General features: G+C 36.4%; 20 protein-coding genes. 13 read left to right on the forward strand and 7 right to left on the reverse strand.

Translation table 11 applies throughout. The annotated features are described in order from the left end of the window. Positions 1-4 precede the first annotated feature (4 nt). The 10 genes from nuoF to ACPDG9_RS02340 all read left to right on the forward strand — a co-directional run bounded on the left by nuoF (position 5) and on the right by ACPDG9_RS02340 (position 10,296). Entirely contained in the window at positions 5-1,363 is a 1,359-nt protein-coding gene (gene nuoF, locus ACPDG9_RS02295; RefSeq protein ID WP_430526199.1) for an NADH-quinone oxidoreductase subunit NuoF, read from the forward strand. 34 nt (positions 1,364-1,397) lie between these two features. Continuing rightward, positions 1,398-2,423: a 2Fe-2S iron-sulfur cluster-binding protein gene (locus ACPDG9_RS02300; protein ID WP_430526200.1), complete on the forward strand. Its 1,026-nt coding sequence runs from the start codon at positions 1,398-1,400 to the stop codon at positions 2,421-2,423. 11 nt (positions 2,424-2,434) lie between these two features. Continuing rightward, positions 2,435-3,466: an NADH-quinone oxidoreductase subunit NuoH gene (gene nuoH / locus ACPDG9_RS02305; RefSeq protein WP_430526201.1), complete on the forward strand. Its 1,032-nt coding sequence runs from the start codon at positions 2,435-2,437 to the stop codon at positions 3,464-3,466. 6 nt (positions 3,467-3,472) lie between these two features. Further along, positions 3,473-4,021 (forward strand): NuoI/complex I 23 kDa subunit family protein, encoded by a 549-nt coding sequence (locus ACPDG9_RS02310; RefSeq protein ID WP_002989009.1) that lies wholly within the window; start codon positions 3,473-3,475, stop codon positions 4,019-4,021. Positions 4,022-4,023: 2 nt separating this feature from the next. Next, positions 4,024-4,539, forward strand: coding sequence for an NADH-quinone oxidoreductase subunit J family protein (locus ACPDG9_RS02315; RefSeq protein WP_182649555.1), 516 nt, complete (start codon positions 4,024-4,026; stop codon positions 4,537-4,539). Positions 4,540-4,541: 2 nt separating this feature from the next. Next, positions 4,542-4,862: an NADH-quinone oxidoreductase subunit NuoK gene (nuoK, locus tag ACPDG9_RS02320; RefSeq protein WP_410878012.1), complete on the forward strand. Its 321-nt coding sequence runs from the start codon at positions 4,542-4,544 to the stop codon at positions 4,860-4,862. Between the two features lie 6 nt (positions 4,863-4,868). Beyond that, positions 4,869-6,755, forward strand: coding sequence for an NADH-quinone oxidoreductase subunit L (gene nuoL, locus ACPDG9_RS02325; RefSeq protein WP_430526202.1), 1,887 nt, complete (start codon positions 4,869-4,871; stop codon positions 6,753-6,755). Between the two features lie 9 nt (positions 6,756-6,764). Continuing rightward, on the forward strand, positions 6,765-8,198 hold the full coding sequence (locus ACPDG9_RS02330; protein ID WP_430526203.1) for a complex I subunit 4 family protein: 1,434 nt from the start codon (positions 6,765-6,767) through the stop codon (positions 8,196-8,198). A gap of 48 nt (positions 8,199-8,246) precedes the next feature. Continuing rightward, a complete protein-coding gene (locus ACPDG9_RS02335) occupies positions 8,247-9,626 on the forward strand; it encodes an NADH-quinone oxidoreductase subunit N (protein ID WP_430526204.1) in 1,380 nt (459 codons plus the stop codon). Positions 9,627-10,074: 448 nt separating this feature from the next. Then, positions 10,075-10,296 (forward strand): hypothetical protein, encoded by a 222-nt coding sequence (locus tag ACPDG9_RS02340; protein ID WP_430526205.1) that lies wholly within the window; start codon positions 10,075-10,077, stop codon positions 10,294-10,296. Positions 10,297-10,500: 204 nt separating this feature from the next. Here ACPDG9_RS02340 and ACPDG9_RS02345 read toward each other — a convergent pair whose 3' ends face one another. Beyond that, positions 10,501-12,729 (reverse strand): TonB-dependent receptor domain-containing protein, encoded by a 2,229-nt coding sequence (locus ACPDG9_RS02345; RefSeq protein ID WP_430526206.1) that lies wholly within the window; start codon positions 12,727-12,729, stop codon positions 10,501-10,503. A gap of 936 nt (positions 12,730-13,665) precedes the next feature. Beyond that, on the reverse strand, positions 13,666-14,292 hold the full coding sequence (locus ACPDG9_RS02350; RefSeq protein ID WP_430526207.1) for a hypothetical protein: 627 nt from the start codon (positions 14,290-14,292) through the stop codon (positions 13,666-13,668). A 306-nt stretch (positions 14,293-14,598) separates the two neighbouring features. On the opposite strand from ACPDG9_RS02350, the gene ACPDG9_RS02355 reads away from it, so the two are divergent. Next, a complete protein-coding gene (locus ACPDG9_RS02355; RefSeq protein WP_430526208.1) occupies positions 14,599-14,820 on the forward strand; it encodes a hypothetical protein in 222 nt (73 codons plus the stop codon). Positions 14,821-14,910: 90 nt separating this feature from the next. Here ACPDG9_RS02355 and ACPDG9_RS02360 read toward each other — a convergent pair whose 3' ends face one another. Beyond that, the gene (locus tag ACPDG9_RS02360; protein WP_430526209.1) at positions 14,911-15,444 is read right to left on the reverse strand and encodes a hypothetical protein; all 534 of its coding nucleotides are present in this window, start codon (positions 15,442-15,444) and stop codon (positions 14,911-14,913) included. A gap of 470 nt (positions 15,445-15,914) precedes the next feature. Here ACPDG9_RS02360 and ACPDG9_RS02365 point away from each other — a divergent pair, with 470 nt between their 5' ends. Continuing rightward, positions 15,915-16,136, forward strand: a complete 222-nt coding sequence (locus ACPDG9_RS02365; protein ID WP_430526205.1) for a hypothetical protein — start codon at positions 15,915-15,917, stop codon at positions 16,134-16,136. A gap of 105 nt (positions 16,137-16,241) precedes the next feature. On the opposite strand, the gene ACPDG9_RS02370 is transcribed toward ACPDG9_RS02365, so the two are convergent. The 4 genes from ACPDG9_RS02370 to ACPDG9_RS02385 form a co-directional block, all read right to left on the reverse strand. After that, positions 16,242-16,376, reverse strand: coding sequence for a FeoB-associated Cys-rich membrane protein (locus tag ACPDG9_RS02370; RefSeq protein WP_182649571.1), 135 nt, complete (start codon positions 16,374-16,376; stop codon positions 16,242-16,244). A 6-nt stretch (positions 16,377-16,382) separates the two neighbouring features. Next, on the reverse strand, positions 16,383-18,491 hold the full coding sequence (gene feoB / locus ACPDG9_RS02375; RefSeq protein ID WP_430526210.1) for a ferrous iron transport protein B: 2,109 nt from the start codon (positions 18,489-18,491) through the stop codon (positions 16,383-16,385). A gap of 15 nt (positions 18,492-18,506) precedes the next feature. Continuing rightward, positions 18,507-18,746 carry a FeoA family protein gene (locus tag ACPDG9_RS02380; protein WP_430526211.1) on the reverse strand — a complete coding sequence of 80 codons (240 nt, stop codon included), beginning with the start codon at positions 18,744-18,746 and terminating at the stop codon, positions 18,507-18,509. Between the two features lie 193 nt (positions 18,747-18,939). Then, positions 18,940-19,647 (reverse strand): SCO family protein, encoded by a 708-nt coding sequence (locus ACPDG9_RS02385; protein WP_430526212.1) that lies wholly within the window; start codon positions 19,645-19,647, stop codon positions 18,940-18,942. Positions 19,648-19,889: 242 nt separating this feature from the next. Between ACPDG9_RS02385 and ACPDG9_RS02390 the strand changes: the two genes are divergently transcribed. Then, positions 19,890-21,956, forward strand: coding sequence for a M13 family metallopeptidase (locus ACPDG9_RS02390; protein WP_430526213.1), 2,067 nt, complete (start codon positions 19,890-19,892; stop codon positions 21,954-21,956). The last annotated feature ends 40 nt before the right edge of the window (positions 21,957-21,996 follow it).

Genomic DNA, 21,996 nt, shown 5'->3' on the forward strand with positions numbered 1-21,996 from the left:
TAATATGGCGACAAAAATATTATTAGACAAAATCAATATCCCTGGGATAAAATCATACGAAGTTTACCGCCAAAATGGTGGGTATGCATCGGTGGAGAAAGCATTGAAAACAATGGCGCCAGATGATATTACAGAACAGGTAAAAGCATCGGGACTAAGAGGTCGTGGAGGTGCAGGTTTCCCTGTGGGTTTAAAATGGAGTTTCATCGACAAAAAATCGGGTAAACCAAGACATTTAGTGTGTAATGCCGATGAGTCCGAACCGGGAACATTCAAAGATCGATACTTAATGGAATATATCCCTCACCTATTGATTGAGGGGATGATTACGGCTAGTTATGCTTTAGGAGCAAACCTGTCGTACATCTATATTCGCGGTGAATATATGTGGGTATTCAAAACCCTAGAAAGAGCCATCAAAGAAGCCTATGCTGCAGGATGGTTAGGAAAGAATATCTTAGGTACGGATTACTCCTTAGACTTACACGTACACTGTGGTGCAGGAGCGTATATCTGTGGGGAGGAAACGGCTTTAATTGAATCATTAGAAGGAAAAAGAGGAAATCCTCGTATCAAACCACCTTTCCCAGCGGTAAGTGGTTTATGGGGAAATCCAACGGTTGTAAACAACGTAGAATCTATAGCTAATATTCCGTGGATTGTAAATAATTCAGGGGATGATTATGCTAAAATTGGTTTAGGTCGATCAACGGGAACCAAGTTAATTTCTGCTTCTGGACATATTAGAAAACCAGGGGTTTACGAAATTGAAATGGGGATTACCGTAGAGGAATTTATCAATTCGGATGAATACTGCGGTGGAATGATGGATGATCGTCCGATTAAGGCTTTAATTCCTGGTGGATCTTCTGTGCCCATCTTACCTGCACACTTAATTTACAAAACAGCCAATGGAGAAGATCGTTTAATGACGTATGAATCCCTATCTGATGGTGGTTTTGAATCGGGATCAATGTTGGGTTCTGGTGGATTCATCGTATACAACGATACCGCTTGTATCGTGAGAAATACGTGGAACTTCGCTCGTTTCTATGCGCACGAAAGTTGCGGACAGTGTTCACCTTGTCGCGAAGGAACGGGATGGATGGAAAAAGTATTACACCGCATTGAGACAGGTCAGGGAACCATGGATGATATCGATCTATTGTGGAACATCCAAAGCAATATTGAAGGTAATACAATTTGTCCTTTAGGAGATGCAGCTGCTTGGCCGGTTGCTGCTGCTATTAGACATTTTAGAGACGAGTTTGAATATCACGTTTTATTCCCAGAAAAAGTAAAAGACAGAAATCACTATGTCAACGAGCCTTTTTCGAGCGTAAAACACCTGATTAATAAATAATTCACGCTAATTTTTTAGCTAAAAAGCACAATTTATGAAAGTTACTATAGACGGACATGAAATAGAAGTAGAACCAGGAACATCCATTCTACAAGCAGCAAGAATGATTGGTGGGGAATCAGTTCCACCAGCAATGTGCTATTACTCAAAACTAGAGGGTACTGGAGGAAAATGTAGAGCTTGTTTAGTAGAGGTTTCTAAAGGTAGCGAAGCAGATCCACGTCCGATGCCTAAGCTAATGGCTTCTTGTAAAACAGGAGTTATGGATGGTATGGAAGTAAAGAGCATCACGTCGCCAAGAGTTCTAGAAGCGAGAAAATCAGTAACGGAATTTCTTCTTATTAATCACCCTTTAGATTGTCCTGTATGTGATCAGGCTGGGGAATGTGATTTGCAAAACTTAGCATTCCAACACGGAAAAGAACAAAAGAGATACCGAGAGGAAAAGAGAACTTTCGAACCTGAAAATATAGGAAATAACATCCAATTACACATGAATCGCTGTATTCTGTGCTACCGTTGTGTAAAAACAGCAGAGCAATTAACAGACGAGCGCGTACATGGGGTATGTGGTCGTGGTGAACATGCGCAGATTTCGACCTATATCTCCGCAGCCATCGAAAATGAATTCTCTGGAAATATGATCGACGTATGTCCTGTGGGAGCCTTAACCGATAAAACGTTCCGTTTTAAATCGCGTGTTTGGTTTAATAAACCATACAATGCACATCGCAACTGCCCTACTTGTTCGGGTAAAGTAACCCTTTGGATGTTTGGAGAAGAAATTCAACGTGTAACAGCACGAAAAGACGAATTCCACGAAGTGGAAGAGTTTATCTGTAACACTTGTCGTTTTGACCACAAAGAAACAAGTGATTGGGTAATTGAAGGACCGCGTAAATTCGAAAAATTCTCTGTGATCAACCAAAACAACTATACGAAGAAGTTAGATCATGTGGTGATCAAAACAGAAAAACATATTTTAGAAGGACGTGAACAAGATCGCAAAAAGATCAGTATGAAAGCGATTCCTTTGACAAAGGACGAATCTAAAGAATAAAACGGTAAAGAATGGATACAGCAATTATTATTGATAAAGCAGTTATTATTGTGGTTGTATTTGCAATCACCATGCTTATGGCGATGTATGCAACGTTAGCAGAACGAAAAATTGCAGCGTGGATACAAGATCGTTTAGGTCCAAACCGTGCAGGTAAAGGGGGGATGTTACAACCTTTAGCCGATGGTTTAAAACTATTCGCTAAAGAAGAGTACGAACCAACAACTCCTAACCGATTTTTATTCAAATTTGGTCCTTTCTTGGCAATGACATTGGCTTTAATGACCAGTGCCGTATTACCTTGGGGGGATAAATTTGTGCTCTTTGGCAGAGAAATTATCTTACAAGCTGCGGATATTAACGTCGGGTTATTGTATATCCTAGCGGTATTATCTGTGGGTGTATATGGTATTATGATTGGAGCTTGGGCTTCTAATAACAAGTACTCCTTAATGAGTGGTATTCGCGCGGCATCACAAATGATCTCGTACGAAATTGCCATGGGTCTTTCTCTTATTTCTTTGTTGTTATTAACACAAAGTATGAGTATGAGAGAGATTGCCTTACAGCAAACAGGAATGAACTGGAACGTATTTTATCAACCAATTGGGTTTTTAATCTTCTTAATCTGTTCGTTCGCTGAAACCAATCGTGCACCTTTCGACTTAGCAGAATGTGAGCAAGAGTTAATCGGTGGATTCCACACGGAATATTCTTCGATGAAAATGGGATTCTATTTATTCGCGGAATACTCTAACTTATTCATCTCTTCTGCGATCATTTCTGTGCTATACTTCGGCGCATTTAACTATCCAGGTATGGCTTGGGCAGTAGAAAATTGGGGCGTTAATATTGCTAACGTATTGGGTATTTTCGCCTTATTCATCAAGATATTTTTCTTCATCTTTGTTTATATGTGGGTGCGTTGGACCTTACCGCGTTTCCGTTATGACCAATTGATGAACTTAGGATGGAAAACCTTAATACCATTGGCATTATTGAACTTAATCGTTACAGCAGTTGTAATCTTACTATTAAACTAATTAAACATGTCATCAACTAATACATATTCTTTATCAGGAAGAAAGAAGATGGTTTCGAACAAGAAACTAACTTGGAGTGAGCGCATCTATTTGGTTGCGATTTTCAAAGGAATGATGGTTACCTTAAAACACATGTTTAAGAAAAAGGTGACAATCTCTTATCCAGAACAAACACGTCCATTCAGTCCTGTTTACCGCGGTAGACATACCCTAATGCGCGACGATGAAGGAAGAGAGCGCTGTACCGCTTGTGGTTTATGTGCTTTATCCTGTCCGGCAGAAGCGATCACAATGAAAGCAGCGGAACGCAAACCGGAAGAAAAACACTTATACCGCGAGGAAAAGTATGCTGAAATCTACGAAATCAATATGCTGCGTTGTATCTTCTGTGGTTTATGTGAAGAATCTTGCCCTAAACAAGCCATTTACTTAACAAAATCAGGAGAGATTACCAAAGCAGATATCACTCGTGAAAACTTTATCTACGGAAAAGATAAATTGGTTATGCCTTTAGAGGCAGCTATTGCTAATACGAACAAACAGAATCAAGCGTAATTATGATAGAAATTTTATTTTACATCCTTTCGACAATCACACTCGGAAGTGCAGCGTTAACGTTGTTGAGTAAAAACCCTATCCACAGCGCTTTGTGGTTGGTTGTTAGTTTCTTCTCAATAGCAGGTCATTACATCCTATTAAACTCCCAGTTTTTAGGTATGATCCATATTATGGTTTACTCCGGGGCAATTATGATTTTAATGCTATTTACAATCATGTTAATGAATTTAAATATCAGCCACGAAGTATCAAAACCTTTAGTCTCTAAAGTTGTTGCAACAATTGCCTTCTGTTTAGTGGGCTTATTATTGTTATCGATCACTTTAAGAGGAAATCAAGCCTATGAGCTTCAATATGCTAACCACGGTCAAGACTTTCAGTCCGTTCACGTGTTAGGAAAAGTATTATTGAATGAATATGTAGTTCCTTTCGAAATGATCGCTGTCTTGTTATTACTTGCGATGATTGGAGCGGTATTGATTTCTAAAAAAGATAAATCTGAAAAAGTAGCCTAAGTATGGAAAATGTAATTGAAATCATCGGTATTGATAAATACATCTACTTATCAATTTTATTATTCTGCATCGGAGTATTCGGAATATTATACAGAAGAAACGCAATCGTTATGTTCATGTGTATTGAGATTATGTTGAACTCAGCGAATATGTTGATGGTCGCTTTTTCAACCTATCACCAAGATGCACAAGGACAAGTTTTTGTTTTCTTTACTATGGCTGTTGCTGCAGCAGAAGTTGCTGTTGGATTAGCGATTTTAGTATCGATATACAGAAATATTGGCGCAATTGATATTGACAAATTAAAGAACTTAAAAGGATAATTCCTTATGGATACAAACGTAATTTTACTTTTATTATTAGTCCCTTTACTAGGGTCTTTGGTTAATGTTTTCTTCGGGAAAAAATTAGGTAATGGTTCTGGAATTATCGCAACGGTAGCCGTTTTAATTTCTTTTATCCTCTCATTACTTGCTTTTATTCAAGTAAACAATTCCAAACAACCCATTGAAATTGAACTATTCGAATGGATGGCTTTAGCTAACTTCAACGTTACTTTTGGCTTCTTACTCGATCAACTTTCGCTGTTGTGGTTGTTATTCGTTACCGGAATCGGAACCTTGATTCACTGGTATTCGACGAACTACATGAAAAATGACGAGAACTACGCGAAGTTTTTCGCCTATTTAAATCTATTTATCTTCTTTATGATTGTGTTAGTTACGGGAAGTAACTTATTAATCACGTTCATCGGATGGGAAGGTGTTGGATTGTGTTCTTATTTACTAATCGGATTTTGGCATAAAAACCAATCGTATAACGACGCTGCTAAAAAAGCATTCATCATGAACCGCATCGGGGATTTGGGCTTTTTAGTTGGGGTCTTTATCTTGGCTTTCTTATTCCAATCGCTAGACTATATGACCATTAAAGAAGCGTTGATGAGTGGTACAAACCACCAAATCAATACGTGGATCGGATGGGCTGCTTTAGCGCTATTTATTGGAGCTGTAGGGAAAAGTGCTCAAATTCCATTGTACACGTGGTTACCTGATGCGATGGCGGGACCAACACCTGTTTCTGCGTTAATTCACGCGGCAACCATGGTAACTGCTGGTATCTTCTTAATCACAAGATTAAACTTTGTTTTTGACTTAGCGCCACATATCCAAAACATCATTGCTATTGTGGGTGCTTGTACATCGCTATTTGCAGCTACTATTGGATTAGTGCAAACGGACATCAAAAAGGTATTGGCTTACTCAACGGTATCTCAATTGGGATTAATGTTTATGGCTGTGGGATTTGGTGCATACGAAATCGCCGTTTTCCACGTAGTAACACACGCTTTCTTCAAAGCTTGTTTATTCTTAGGGTCTGGATCAGTTATCCATGCGATGGGCGGAGAACAAGATATGCGTAACATGGGGGGACTAAGGAAATTTATGCCTGCCACCTATGCGACCTTCCTTTTAGCAACGATTGCTATTTCAGGATTCCCTCCTTTCTCAGGATTCTTCTCCAAAGACGAAATCTTATTGACGGCTTTCAGTCATAACCCTGTACTCTACGTTATCGGATCTATTGCGTCTATCTTGACTGCGTTCTATATGTTCAGATTGTTATACCTTACTTTCTTCAAAAATTTCAGAGGAACACAAGAACAAAAAAATCACGTACACGAAAGCCCTGCAGCTATTACGGTTCCGTTATGGATCTTGGGTATTTTATCTGTTGTAGGTGGAGTTATTAGCTTACCTGGAAACAGTTGGTTAAATAGCTATCTAGAGCCCATCATCGTGAACAGTGCCAATGCACATCCACACGTTTTAGGTACGACGGAATACATCCTAATGGCTATTGCTGTTCTTGGTGCGTGTATTGGTTTGTTTATTGCCTATAGCAAATACATCAAAAAAGGAGAACTACCTCCTGCAGATGAACAAATGACAGGATTCCACAAAGTACTATACAACAAATACTACATTGACGAAATCTACACGAAAGTAATTGTAAAACCAATTTACACCCTTTCTGTATTCTTCAGAGATGTTGTCGAAGTTGTATTGTCTGAAACCATTTATGGTTTAGGAAAAATAGCAGACGGATTGTCTTTACAGGGAAAAAAGGCACAAAACGGAAATATCGGATTGTACTTATTCGCCTTTGTATTTGGAATCTGTTTGATGTTGTATTATTTATTCATTGCAAGATAATTTAGAGAGATGAACGTAACTATATTATTATTAACGTTATTAGTTGGAGCATTTGCTACGTTTTTAGCAAATAAAACACTTGCCCCTAAAATTGCTTTGCTATTCGGGTTAGTCGCATTTGTAGAAACAATTGCCCTCATTTGCCAACACAATTCAGGAGTAAATGCCGGTTTTACCACGCAATGGATCTTGAATCCCAACATTCACATTGCCCTAAAAGCAGATGGATTAGCTTTAGCCCTTGTTTTATTAACAACGATGTTAACACCGCTAATCATTTTATCTTCTTTTGGAAATCACATTGAAAAATCAAATCTATTCTACGGACTAGTGATGTTTATGTCATTTGCTATGACAGGAACATTCTTAGCTGCAGATGGATTCTTATACTATATTTTCTGGGAGTTATCTTTAATTCCAATCTACTTCATCGCTTTACTATGGGGGAATGATACCTTCGAAGCACGTAAAAAAGCAATTTTTAAATTCTTTATTTACACCTTCGCAGGATCGTTATTCATGTTGGTTGGGTTTATTTACTTATACCAAAAAGCAGGTAGCTTCTTATTAGCAGATTTATACAACGTAAGCTTAACAAGCCAAGAGCAATACTGGATTTTCTTAGCGTTCTTCTTAGCTTATGCGATTAAAATTCCCGTTTTCCCTTTCCATACTTGGCAGGCTTCTACTTACGAGAAAGCACCTACAGTTGGAACGATGCTTTTATCGGGGATTATGTTGAAGATGGGATTGTACTCCATTATCCGTTGGCAATTGCCTATCACGCCTTCAGCGGCGAAAGACTTGATGCCGACAATTTTAGTGTTGTGTATCATCGGCGTAGTATACGGATCAATCGTTGCTTTAAAACAGGTGAATATCAAGCGTTTCTTCGCTTATTCCTCTTTAGCTCACGTTGGTTTAATTGCTGCTGGTGCGTATACCCTAACCTTAGATGGTTTACTAGGTGCAGTATATCAAATGTTAGCGCATGGTTTCGTTATCGTAGGTTTATTCTACGTTGCTGAGATCTTATACAACAGATTTGAAACTAGAGCAATCAACGAAATGGGAGGAATTCGCCAACAAGCACCTCAATTCGCTTCGCTGTTCATGATCTTGCTTTTTGCTTCTATTGGTCTACCAGGAACATTTAGCTTTATCGGTGAGTTTAGTTTGCTTTTCGGTCTATCGCAAATCAATATATGGTATGCGATCATCGGAGGAACAAGTATTATTTTCGGTGCCTTCTATATGTTGCGCATGTTCCAAAGATCTATGCTAGGGGAAACGAATGCCAAAGTTTTTACAGACGTAACGTTAAACGAAAAAATTGTTTTAGGTGTATTAGTCATCACAGTGATTTTCCTTGGTGTTTACCCTAAACCAATTACCGATTTAATTACGCCAAGTTTGGTTGAAATCGTATCCTATATTAAATAACAATTGAGATTCAGCTTATTCTGAAACCATCATTCCAAAATATAAAAGATGAATACATTAATAGCAGTTGGAGTATTAGCGGTTATCGTTCTACTAGCAGAGATCATTAATTTGAGAAAATTAATCATCCCTGTAACAATTGTAGGACTCGTGGGAATTCTGGGTTACACGCTTTGCAATATTGACGTGGTGGAAGGTCACTACAACAATATGATTGTAACGACGAAATTTTCAAGCGCATTTTCTTCTTTATTTATTGCCCTAACCATCTTGTTAGTTGCCTTGAGTAAAGATTTTTATCAAACGCAATTTTCTAAAATATCAGACTATATTTCGTTGAAATTATTCTTACTCATGGGGGCTATTTCCATGGTAAGCTTCGGCAATATGGCGATGTTTTTCGTGGGATTAGAAATTCTTTCTATTACCTTATACATTCTTTGTGGATCAGATCGTACCAATATCAAGAGTAACGAATCAGCCATGAAATATTTCTTGTTGGGATCTTTCGCTTCTGGTGTCGTTCTATTCGGAATTGCCTTGATCTATGGTGCTACAGGCTCTTTTGACTTGGCACAAATTACACAGTTAACAACAAGTAACCCTATGCCTGTTTGGTATGCTTTAGGGGTAACGATGGTGATTATCGGTATGTTGTTCAAAATAGCAGCTGTACCTTTCCACTTCTGGGCACCAGATGTGTACCAAGGAGCACCAAACTTGACAACGGCTATGATGAGTACATTGGTAAAAGTAACGGCTGTTGCTACGTTGTACAAGGTATCGATCAACTTGTTACACCAAATGCCATCACAGTATACAACGGCTATTGTTGTGATTGCAATCTTAACCATGACGGTAGGTAATATCATGGCGTTGCGTCAGGATAATATGAAACGCCTATTAGCTTACTCAGGTATTTCACATGCCGGATTTATGATGATGGCACTAACAGCTTTAGGTAGCGCAACTCCAAATCTTTTCTATTACGCAACATCGTACGCTTTTGCAGGTATCGCTGCTTTTACGGTACTAACAATTGTAACCAAAGGAAAAGACAACGAACATATCAATAACTTTAAAGGATTAGGTAAATCTAACCCCCTTTTAGCGATTATCTTATCGGTTGCCTTATTATCTATGGGAGGGATTCCAATCTTCGCTGGTTTCTTCGGAAAATTCTTCTTGTTTACAGAAGCAGTGAAAAACGGATTTATCACTTTAGTGATCTTCGGGGTAATCAACTCGTTTATCAGTATCTACTACTACTTAAAAGTAATCATTTTGATGTTTGCTAAGCAAGAGGAAGAAACAGAAACAACACCAATCCAAGTACCCCTATCCTACACTATCGTAGGTTTACTCGCAGTAGCTGCAGTAGTGGTATTCGGATTATGTCCTTCACTTGTTTTAGGACTTTTCAACTAAGAACAAATAAATAACAATTCAATAAATTACTCAAAGGCTAAGGATGCGACAACATCACTTAGCCTTTTTTTTGGTTATGAGTGATCGGTTATGAGGTATGGGGTAATCCCTAAATATGGTTGACCGTTGTTTGTATCAACTGTACAACAAACAACTTACATCTCACCCTTTCACTACCTTCGTATCTTTTTAAACTATTCAAACCATTATTAAAAATTCAAATAACCAACTAAAACACAAGGAATTACAAATCAAAAAACAGCTTAAAGACATTACCTTTAGTATTCCTAAATATTAACTCTATGACATTTGAACAAGATTCTACCCATGTGGTAGGGTGACGGAATTGGAAACAACCGTAACGCTGTTAATAGCGTAGGACACCTACTCCATATGGGTTTTAATATTCCTATTTATTAACAGTATGAGCACAAAACCTCAACCCTGCATGCTATCCAAAAACGATAGCCACAACTTAGCACTACTGCAAGAGTTGTATGACCTCAACCCCAATTTTGCCTCTTATGCGCAAAGCATCAACGCACTCTTTTACTACTACGTTCAACATTGTACAGAACATGCAGATGAATTCTTTTTGGATTCCTCCGAAGTACATCAGGTATTAGAAATTGTCCATACGCTACAAAAACTAAAGAAACCTAAAAACTAATTTTCCCATGACACATCACCTTACAACGTAAAAAGCAGCAATAAACCCAAGTCTATTGCTGCTTTTTTATCTTTTTTAAAATGAGGATGTCCTCAAGCTATATCTTCTTTATGAACATCCACAGTTTCCGCTCCCACAAGATCCACCGCCTTTATTCTTAAACACTAAGATCCTAATTGGTATTGGGTTTGCAAACATTCACTCTCAACTTGCCCTTGAAGTTTCTTCAAAGTCTATTGTCTTATCTTTTAGGGAATTCTTTGACTTACCAAAAGTATAGGTAGCAGAAAAAGTGATATTTCTACTATCATAATAATTATCAAACTGTTGCTGATTTGCACTGAATTTTTTTTCGCCTTTAGCTCTAAGCTGTTGAAATAGATCATTAACCGCGATATTTAGAGCAAGTTTTTTTTCAAAAAACAGAAATTTCATTCCTATATCAAATGAAGCCATATTACGAAGTGAACTATTTCCTTTTTTTGAAGGAAGTCTATGCCAATAATTGACAAATAGAAACCTTTGTTCTGGTTTAAGAATTATTGTATTATTGAGATAGTAGCTCGAAGCAATACCTTTTTCCCCAATAATAGTATTCATCTTCGAATTAGCACGGACATAGGCTAAATTAAAAGAAACATTATGTTCCAAAAAATACACCCATGATTTGGTATACATCGCATTGAAACCAATACTTTCTTGATTGTAATAATTAAAATAGGTTGAAACTTCTACACTGTTTTCAAAATTTGATATTTGACCAAACTCGTTAACGACCTGCTGATAATAAAGGTCAAATGATAAAAAATCATGCATCAAATATCCTAACTCAAAATTGTTATTATAAGACGGTAATAGTAGCGGATTTCCAGTTGAATATGAAGTCGGTGTACTGTACCATCTAAATGGATCTACTTCTCTAAAACTAGGCCTATTAATACGCTTAGCATAGGACATATACAGAACATCTGACTCACTCGCATTATACTTTAAATAAATGGAAGGAAAAAAATTATAATAGTTGGATTTATTTGTTTTATCCGCAGATCTTGAAACACCTTGATTAATTGTATATTCATACCGCAATCCTAACTTGAGTTCCCAAGATTTAATAAACGTCTTAGTGAAATCTAAATAAGCGGCATAAATATTTTCGTCATAAGAAAACACAGCTGATTTAGATGAATCTATAAGATATCCTTGATCCGTCAAATTAAAATATCCAACAGTTGAATTATTGCGCATCACTGCGTATTTCACACCAAATGAACACAAACTCCAATTAGTATTCAAAACAAAATCGGCAGTAGCTGAAAGAATCTGGTAATCAATATCAGAATTAGTCTTGATGATATCGTTATTTAACGATTTATAAGAATCACCCGTAGTAAGATTAATGGTTGATTTCGAATTACTTTCAAAATAATTAAATCCGAAATCAACTAAATCATCGCGGTCAGATAGTTTACTTTGTGAATATAGATTTAATGTATGTGTAGGATTAGTATTCCTGTGATGAGCCAAAGTAGTTAGGTCCTTTAATGGTACAATACCTTCATAAAAGACAGAATGATTAAAAACATCTTTCGTATTAATAGCTTTTCCATAATTATATATAACTCCAATCTTCGTACTAGTAGATAATGCATATCTCAAGCTAAAATCTACACCAATCCCCTTGTAATAATCTCTGCGTCTATCATCAGACCACAAAGATTGCTGAGCCATAATAGCATAACGTTCTTGTGCTTTAATAGATGTATAATACTGTCTTATTGAAAACGAAGAACCAATTTTTTTTCCTTGATAATTAAGCGTTAAACCATTCGAAAAACTAGGATAGGTTGCTTGTTGAAGCGAGCTAGTTATATTACCACTAAATCCTTTCTCAGCATTCTTTTTCAATACAATATTGATTAACCCACTATTACCTTGCGCATCATACTTAGAAGTAGGAGAAGTAATTAGCTCTATACGTTCTATATTCTCAGTGCGAATCATTTTCAAATATGCATTGAGTTCCGTTCCAGTTAAATAGAGGATTGCATCGTCAACCAAGATTCCAACCTTGTTCTTTCCAACAATAGAAACATTTCCCTGCCCATCGACTGAAACTAAAGGAGTGATTGCTAATAATTCTAAGGCACTAGATCCACTTGAATAAATAGATTGAGAAACATTAAAAACAATTCGATCTGTTTTTCTTTCTAGAACTTTTTTCTTTACTATTATTGCTATTTCATCAAGGTTAGTCGATTCGTTTACAGTCAATTCCCCCAAATCAAGATTTTGATTTAACTCAATGTCTCTACTAACTGGAGGAGAATTAAACCACAAAACCTTTAATGTGTAACTCCCTTTTTCTTGATTCAGTGAAAACTCTCCCAAGCTATCTGTATAAGTTTGTCCTACAGAAATGCTATCCTTTGACAATAAATATACCGTAACATATGACAGGGGAAAACCATTCATATTGTGAACTTTTCCCTTTAAAGAAAACACTTGTCCCAGTAGATCATGAGAGAAAAGAATGAGCAATAAGAAATATAAAATATTTTTTATCATCTATAACGGCATTAAAACTATTAATAATACCCAAAATTACAAATAACATTAAATTATACACAAAATTTTACTAAATGAAAACAAATATTCTCAATCAATCTCTAACGAAATTCAAATAAATCATATTGCGAATTTTATCTGAACATTTGATTTGAACGTCTTGATATGAAAAATGAATTCTACACAAACAAAATGAATTTTATAATACAGTTTCTTTTTAATATAGATTCCAGAGATTCGAATAAGTTCAACAAAACATATCTAAAACAACAATTTCACTCAAAAACCAAATAACCACTTAAAAAACAAACAGTTACAATTTTAAAAAAATAAAATTTATTCTACTTTTAGTACTCCTGAATTTCAAGTTTTACACCACAAAAAAAGATTTTACCTGTAATTGTATGGTGGCGATATTGGAAACAATAGCGACGCTACTTGAAGCGTAGGACACTTAAACTTTACAGGCTTTTATTCCCTAATTCAAGTAGTATGAGCACAAAACCTCAACCCTGCATGCTATCAAAAAACGATAGCCACAACTTAGTCCTATTGCAAGAGTTGTATGACCTCAACCCCAATTTTGCCTCTTATTGCAAAGTATCAATGCCTTCTTTAACTACTATGTTCAACATTGTACAGAAAATGCAGATGAATTCTTTCTGAATGCATCTGATGTTCATCAAGTTCTGGAAATCGTTCACACGCTACAAAAACTAAAGAAACTTAAAAACTAATTTTCTCTTATGATGCATCTTTTTCTAACGTAAAAGCAGTAACAAACCTAGGTTTGCTACTGCTTTTTTATTTTTTTGAAATATATGGAATCGAATTCGATTTTATAACCACGTTGTACGGAACAAAATTGGCCTTCTCAAGCGCCTCTACTACATTAGGTTCAACATTAGAAGATATCCAAGTATCATCCATAATATACGACATAAAAAACGAGTACTTGTTTTTATTATTCGTATCCACAACATATTCTTTTGAATCCGAATAGTTGGAATTTCCCCCTTTTTTTAAAACAAAAAGATAAGAAAAAAACATACTTCTTCCTTTTTCCAATAAGATGAGTGAATTAGGTGAATCTATTTTAGACATTACATTTAATGCTTCATCATCACAACTAGTTCTATTAGTTATAACAACTGTATATTTTTCACCAATCGTCTCTTCTTGAAAATGTTCACCCATCCTTCTTCCTTTAAAAAAAGCATGATAGGATAAGAAGTTCTTTTCTTGATTCTCAACAATTGTATCTAATGCAAGCCAAATATTTTGATTTGAATGGTTCACTAATTTCACTTGTAATAGCGTGCTATCGCGAACTTCTATTTGTTGAATTTCAAAATACACATCAGCCTTTTTACTCTGGGCCATCCCGAGTGCAAAAACAAATAAAAAAAATAGGGTTAGAATCTTCTGCATCAGTTTCTATTTAATGTCTAAACTACACCTATTACTTAAAAAAAAGAAATCAAACCTTAAAATCTTGTTCAAAATTCAAATAACCCACTAAAAAACAACAACTTACACACTCATAAGTAGGCTAAAAAAGTTACCTTTAGTATTCCTAAATATTAACTCTATGACATTTGAACAAGATTCTACCCATGTGGTAGGGTGACGGAATTGGAAACAACCGTAACGCTGTTAATAGCGTAGGACACCTACTCCATATGGGTTTTAATATTCCTATTTATTAACAGTATGAGCACAAAACCTCAACCCTGCATGCTATCCAAAAACGATAGCCACAACTTAGCACTACTGCAAGAGTTGTATGACCTCAACCCCAATTTTGCCTCTTATGCGCAAAGTATCAATGCCCTCTTTTGCTACTACGTTCAACATTGTACAGAAAACGCGGATGAATTCTTTCTGAACTCCTCCGAAGTACATCAGGTATTAGAAGTAGTCCATACACTACAAAAACTAAAGAAACCTAAAAACTAATTTTCTCTTATGATGCATTCTCTACTAACGTAAAAAGCAGCAATAAACCCAAGTCTATTGCTGCTTTTTTATTTTCATCATTTTAGAATCTCAACGTTCTGTTTTCATTTGCTCCCAATACTTCATGGTTGATTCATAACACTCAAGGCTTCTCAACGTATTGTTTCGCTGTTTTTCTCGAAACAAAGTTCGCAATGAATCAATATATTGGGCTAAGTCTTCACTTTCATAAAAATCAAAAGCTCGCCTAAACGTCATATGCGGTCTTAGGTTTTTATCATCTAAAGGCATATAGGGTTTATAATCCTTCTTTAACCATTTATCTCTTATCCGGTTGTAGTTTTCATCTATATACGAAGGATGATCCTCAGAATAAAAATCAACCATTAAACAGACATCATAAATCAATTCCATACTTGATATATCTAATAAGGAATCATACGGAATCTTAAACTGTTCTTTCTCTTTCTTTAATGCTCTATTGTATAAATCCATAAAAGCATATTGCCGATGGATTGCTAACAAACCTTCTATTTTTTGATTAATGAGCTCTTGTTCTCTTTTTACAGTTGTTGAACAACTGATGAAGAAAAAACATCCGAAAATAAAAATTACTTTTTTCATATCATACCATTCGAGGCTTCCAAAGTTCGACTATCAATTGCTTCCTATTCCCTTCTACTAAACCCTCATTTCAAAGCTACAAGTATAAAATCAGCTAAGCAACAAATACAATATTGTTTATCAGAAGTATAGACTCTAAAAATCAGCAAACCATACTACACTTAATTTCACAAGCCATTGAACAACTTAAAACTAAAAGATTAACAAAACAAATCCAAACCTAAAATCTCGTTCAAAAATCAAATAACAAACTAAAAAACAACAAGTTACAAACCAATAAATAGGCTAAAAAAGTTACCTTTAGTATTCCTAAATATTAACTCTATGACATTTGAACAAGATTCTACCCATGTGGTAGGGTGACGGAATTGGAAACAACCGTAACGCTGTTAATAGCGTAGGACACCTACTCCATATGGGTTTTAATATTCCTATTTATTAACAGTATGAGCACAAAACCTCAACCCTGCATGCTATCCAAAAACGATAGCCACAACTTAGCACTACTGCAAGAGTTGTATGACCTCAACCCCAATTTTGCCTCTTATGCGCAAAGCATCAACGCACTCTTTTACTACTACGTTCAACATTGTACAGAACATGCAGATGAATTCTTTTTGGATTCCTCCGAAGTACATCAGGTATTAGAAATTGTCCATACGCTACAAAAACTAAAGAAACCTAAAAACTAATTTTCCCCATGGCACATTACCTTACAACGTAAAAAGCAGCAATAAACCCAAGTCTATTGCTGCTTTTTTATTTTTTAATGAGGCTAACCTCAAGCTATATATTCCTTACGAACATCCACAGTTTCCGCTCCCACAAGAACCTCCACCTTTTTTGTTGTTCTTTTTACCAAAACTCTTTTTGACAAAATAACCGATGGCAAAAAGCAATAAGGCGTAAACGATAATTTCTTGATAATTCATATCGCTTTACTTTAAGAGTTGATAGGCTATAAACGCCGCCACATAAGCGAGAACCGTCATAAAGACCAACTGATAGATGGTCCATTTCCACGATTTTGTTTCTCTTCGTACAATCGCTACTGTAGCGGTACACTGCATGGCGAAAGCATAGAAAAACATCAGAGAAACTCCACTGGCTAAGGTAAATACCTTTTCTCCTGTATCTGGCCAGACTTCAGCTGCCATTTTTTGTTTGATACGCCCATCTTCGTCATTTTCATCTCCTGATCCTACATTGTAGATCGTTCCTAAAACTCCGACAAAAATTTCACGCCCTACAAAAGAAGACAATACAGCAATCCCAACCTTCCAATCATAGCCCAACGGCTTGATTACAGGTTCGATGGATTTACCTAATATTCCGATATACGAGTTTTCTAAACGGTAACTTGCTACATATTCGCTCATTTCCTCTTCAGACACCTCTTTATCTTGATACACTTCAGCCATGTGTTCTTCTGCATTTTCAAACTTATCTCCAGGACCATGTGCCCCTAAAAACCAAATGATAATCGATAAGACGAAGATGATCTTTCCTGCTCCTACTACGAAAGCTTTGGTCTTTTCGTACATATTCGCTACGACGTTTTTGATAATTGGCGTGCGGTAATTCGGCATTTCAATCACAAAATACGACTTGCGTTCGCTTTTAATGTACTTACTCAATGCCCATGACGACACTAAAGCCGCTAGGAATCCGATGAAGTAAAACAACGTCAACGTCAATCCTTGCAAGCTTAAGAAACCAAATAAACGCGTTTCTGGAATAACTAAGGCAATGATAATAATATACACAGGAATACGAGCAGAACAAGTCGTAAACGGCGTTACTAAGATCGTAATCAATCGCTCTTTGGGGTTTTCAATATTACGCGCCGACATAATAGCAGGAATTGCACAGGCATTACCCGAAATTAAGGGCACTACCGATTTTCCACTCAAACCAAACGGACGCATTAATTTGTCCATCAAGAAAACTACGCGACTCATATAGCCTGTTTCTTCCAATATGGAGATAAACATAAATAAGATGGCGATCTGCGGAATAAACGGCATCACTCCCCCAATCCCTGGCACAATACCATCGGCTATTAAATCCGTTAGTTTACCAGGTTCCATTACTTCATGTACCCATGAACCTAAATTTGAGAATTGCTCATCAATCCAATCCATCGGGATACTCGACCATTCGAAAATCGCTTGGAACACCAACATCATGATTCCGAAGAAAATCAAATATCCATACACTTTATGTGTTAAGATACGATCTACTTTGGTGCGGAATCCAGTTGCTTTGGAGGTATCTCGCGTATACGTTTCTTTCAGTGTATCATTGATAAACTGATAGCGCTTGATGGTTTTTTTATGTTGTAATTTTTTGATTTCACTGTCAGATAAGTGAATGCCCTTGGCTTCTATATCTTTCTTTCCAATGTTTCCAATGGTGATATCTTGGGAATAAATCATCCACAATTTAAATACAGAAAGGTTGGAGAAAGTCAAGGCTAATTTTCCAAAGAAATCCGGGTCAACATCCGTTGCATTTAAACAAGGTTCAATGGAGTAATTCTTATAATCAACTACCGCTTGTTTTAATTCTTGAATGCCTAATTTCTTTTTGGCACTCATTAAAACAATTTTGGTGTTTAGTTTCTTTTCTAAAGCAGCGACTTGAATGCTAATTCCTTTTTCATCCAGGTGATCCGCCATATTAATAGCTAAAACTGTCGGAAAGCCCAGTTCTTTCACTTGGGTGAACAGCAATAAATTTCGCTTTAAGTTTTCGATTTCGGCTACAACAACGGCTACATCAGGATAATCCTCATTGGTCGGATCAAACAATAAATCCAATACAATACGCTCGTCTTCTGAACTTGCGTTGATGCTATAGGTTCCAGGTAAATCGATGATCGTAGCAGTTACCTCATCGTTTAATTTAGTTGTACCTGATTTTTTATCAACGGTAATACCAGGGTAATTACCGATTTTGTGATTTAAACCCGTTAAGGCGTTGAATACAGAAGTTTTGCCTACGTTAGGATTACCAATCAGAGCAACTTTAATATCTTTTTTCATCTACTCGTTCTACTACTATTTGAAATTACCTTCTAAGTTAACCACAATTTCTCTTGCCAATTCTTTGCGAATAGACAAATGCGTGTCATTAATACAAAAATAGATTGGATCACCTAAGGGAGCTATCTCTAATAATTCAACCTGATTACCAGGTAAGCATCCCATTTCTAATAGTTTTAAAGGTACTTTATGCATATCAAAATCAGCAATAACGCCCTTTTCATTTCTTTTCAATAAGTCTAACGTTGTATTCACCTTATTTAGATTTAATTCACATTGCAAAAATAAGGAATAAAAAAAGAATTTGAATACTATTTTGAGATTAATTAGTCCAAATACTACTAAATCAATGTCTTGTATTTACCTGCTATTTCAAGCTTTTTTGCCAGCATACAAAAAAAGCCAGGTGTAAGATCGACCTGGCTTTTTCTATTCTATTATTGATTTTTTACTTCGATTTTTTCTCGTGTTCATACAACCATTGAATGTCTTCCCATAATTGGTGCATATTTTTATTTTCAGGATCTTTGGTATCGAGATTCGTCCCATCGTAAAACCCTCGAATTCGCCCTTCACTATCTACCAAAATAAAATTTTCTGTGTGTACCATATCGTACATTTCATCCGGTGAACCTGTCTTAACTGCTAAATAAGAATTCCTAGCCATAAAGTAGATATCGCGCTTATCACCCGTTACCAAATTCCAAACCGCATCATCCACTCCTCTTTTCAACGCATATTCTTTTAACACAGGTACACTATCTATATCTGGTGTTACGGTATGGGATAGTAACTTCACTCCTGGTACTGCCTTGATCTTTTCTTGTAACCATTCCATATTATCTCCCATGATGGGACAAATGGTTGGACAAGTAGTAAAAAAGAAATCAGCGACATAAATATGACCTTCGTAATCTTTATTGGTCACGGTGTCTCCATTTTGATTGATAAAAGTAAATGGAGCAATGCGATGCTTTTGCTTATTTGCCTCGTGTTGTATTAAACTATCCACCATTTCTGGGTTAACCATGGAAGGGGTATACACGGGCAAACTCTTTCTATACTTTAATGCATTGTAAAACAAAACGAGAATTCCACAACTCATCAAAAAGAAAAATAGAAAGAAATATCTATAGCGTTTAAAAAATTGAAACATGATACTTTTGAGTTTCCTACAAACTTACAAATTCAAACCTATAAATACGTTAAAGCAAGCTTAAAACCACCACTTTAAAAATAGAACTACTCCATCGCTATTTAGGTATTGAAACACGCTAATTCAAAAGAAAAAGGAAGATTTATTTCCAAAAATTCAATTTATAGGCTCAAATGGAAATTACTCTAAAGATATTTTCTATTTTTGTTTAAACTAGAATTAAAGTAAAAACTGAAATAAAAATGAAAAAACGAGTATTATTAACCTCTGGTCTAGCTCTAGCTTCATTAGTTGCTTGTAAAGATGGCAAGAAAACGGAAGAAGTTGCAGATCAAGAAAATCACGGAATTAACTTGGAGTATATGGATCTAAGTGTAAATCCTGGTGATGACTTTTTCCGTTTTGTAAACGGTACGTGGTATGATAACACCGAAATTCCAAACGACAGAACCCGTTGGGGAAGTTTCGACGAATTGAGACAGAACACAGATAAAGACGCTTTAGCTATTTTAAAAGAAGCAGCTGCGGCTCATAATCTAGATGCAAAATCAGATCAAGCCAAAGCGGTTGCTTTATTTGAATCGTACTTAGACGATGCTACACGTAACAGTGTAGGGGTAACTCCTTTAAAACCATACTTGGATCAAATCAACGCGATTCAAAATTCGGATGACGTTACTAAATTGATCAACGATTTAGCGGATGAAGGTGGTCTAGGTTTATACTCTTCGTATGTATACGCAGATATGAAAAACTCAAATGAAAACACGATTTATTTGAGTGCAGGTTCACTAGGGTTACCTGATCGCGATTACTATGTATTGCAAGAGGCAGACATGAAAGAAAAACGCGAACAATATGTTGCTCACATCGCTCGTATGTTAGAGATGGCTGGTGAGTCAAAAGAAGAAGCAACTGCTGATTCAAAACGCGTATTGGCAATTGAAACAAAAATGGCTGAACCTCGTTTAACAAGAGTAGAACGCCGTGATAGCCGTTTAACATACAATCCAATGACAATTGCAGAGTTGCAAAAAATTGCTCCTGTAGTAGATTGGACAGCTTACTTTGCAGCTACAGGATTGAAAAACATCGACAAAGTTGTTGTGGATCAACCGAAATACATGAAAGCCTTAAATGACATTTTATCAGCTAAAAACATCGATGATGTAAAAGCGTATTTAAAATGGACATTAGTAAACGGGTATGCTAGTACATTGTCTACAGACATGGAAACGGCAAACTGGGAGTTTTATTCTAAAACTTTAGAAGGTGCTAAAGAGCAAAGACCTGCAGAAGAAAGAGCTCTTGCTGTTGTAAACAGTACTATTGGAGAAGCTTTAGGCCAATTATACGTGGAGAAAAAATTCCCAGCTGAAGCGAAAGCCAAGGCACAGGCGATGATCAAAAACGTATTAACAGCATTCGGTGAGCGCATCAAAAACTTACCTTGGATGGCTGAAGAAACTAAAAAAGGAGCCTTAGAAAAATTAGCAACTACTACCGTTAAAATTGGTTATCCTGACAAATGGGAAGATTATTCTAAAATGGATATCAAATCTCCAGCTGATAAAGGAAACTATTTCGAAAACAGTAGAAATGCATCAAAATGGGAAGTAGCAAAAAATAGAGAAGACTACGGAAAACCAGTAGATAAATCGCGTTGGGGAATGTCTCCGCAAACGGTAAATGCCTATTTCAACCCCTTATACAACGAAATCGTATTTCCTGCGGCTATCTTACAACCACCATTCTATGACTATAAAGCAGATGAGGCAATCAACTACGGAGGTATCGGTGCGGTTATCGGACACGAAATCTCTCATAGCTTTGACGACTCTGGTGCTCGTTACGACAAAAATGGTAACTTAAACAACTGGTGGACAGATGCTGACTTAGAGCGTTTCACTACTTTAGGGGATAAATTAGCTGCTCAATACAGCGCTTTAGAGCCACTTCCAGGTGTTTTTGTAGACGGTAAATTTACCTTAGGTGAAAATATTGGAGATTTAGGCGGTGTTAACGCAGCTTACGACGGATTGAAAATCTACTTAAAAGAAAACGGTGATCCAGGATTAATCGACGGATATACACCAGAACAACGTTTCTTTATCTCTTGGGGGACAATCTGGAGAACGAAAGCACGTGATGAAGCTGTTAAGAATCAAGTAAAAACAGATCCACACGCACCAGGTTATTATAGAGCCTTTGTTCCTTTGCAAAATGTTGATGCTTTCTACGAAGCATTTGATATTAAAGATACAAACAAGCTTTACATCAAACCAGAAGATCGAGTGAAAATTTGGTAATATAAAAAAGGGGGAATTTCTTTTCGAAATTCCCCCTTTT

Origin of the sequence: Myroides sp. C6-3 (assembly GCF_050522425.1) — a bacterium.
Classification (GTDB): domain Bacteria; phylum Bacteroidota; class Bacteroidia; order Flavobacteriales; family Flavobacteriaceae; genus Flavobacterium.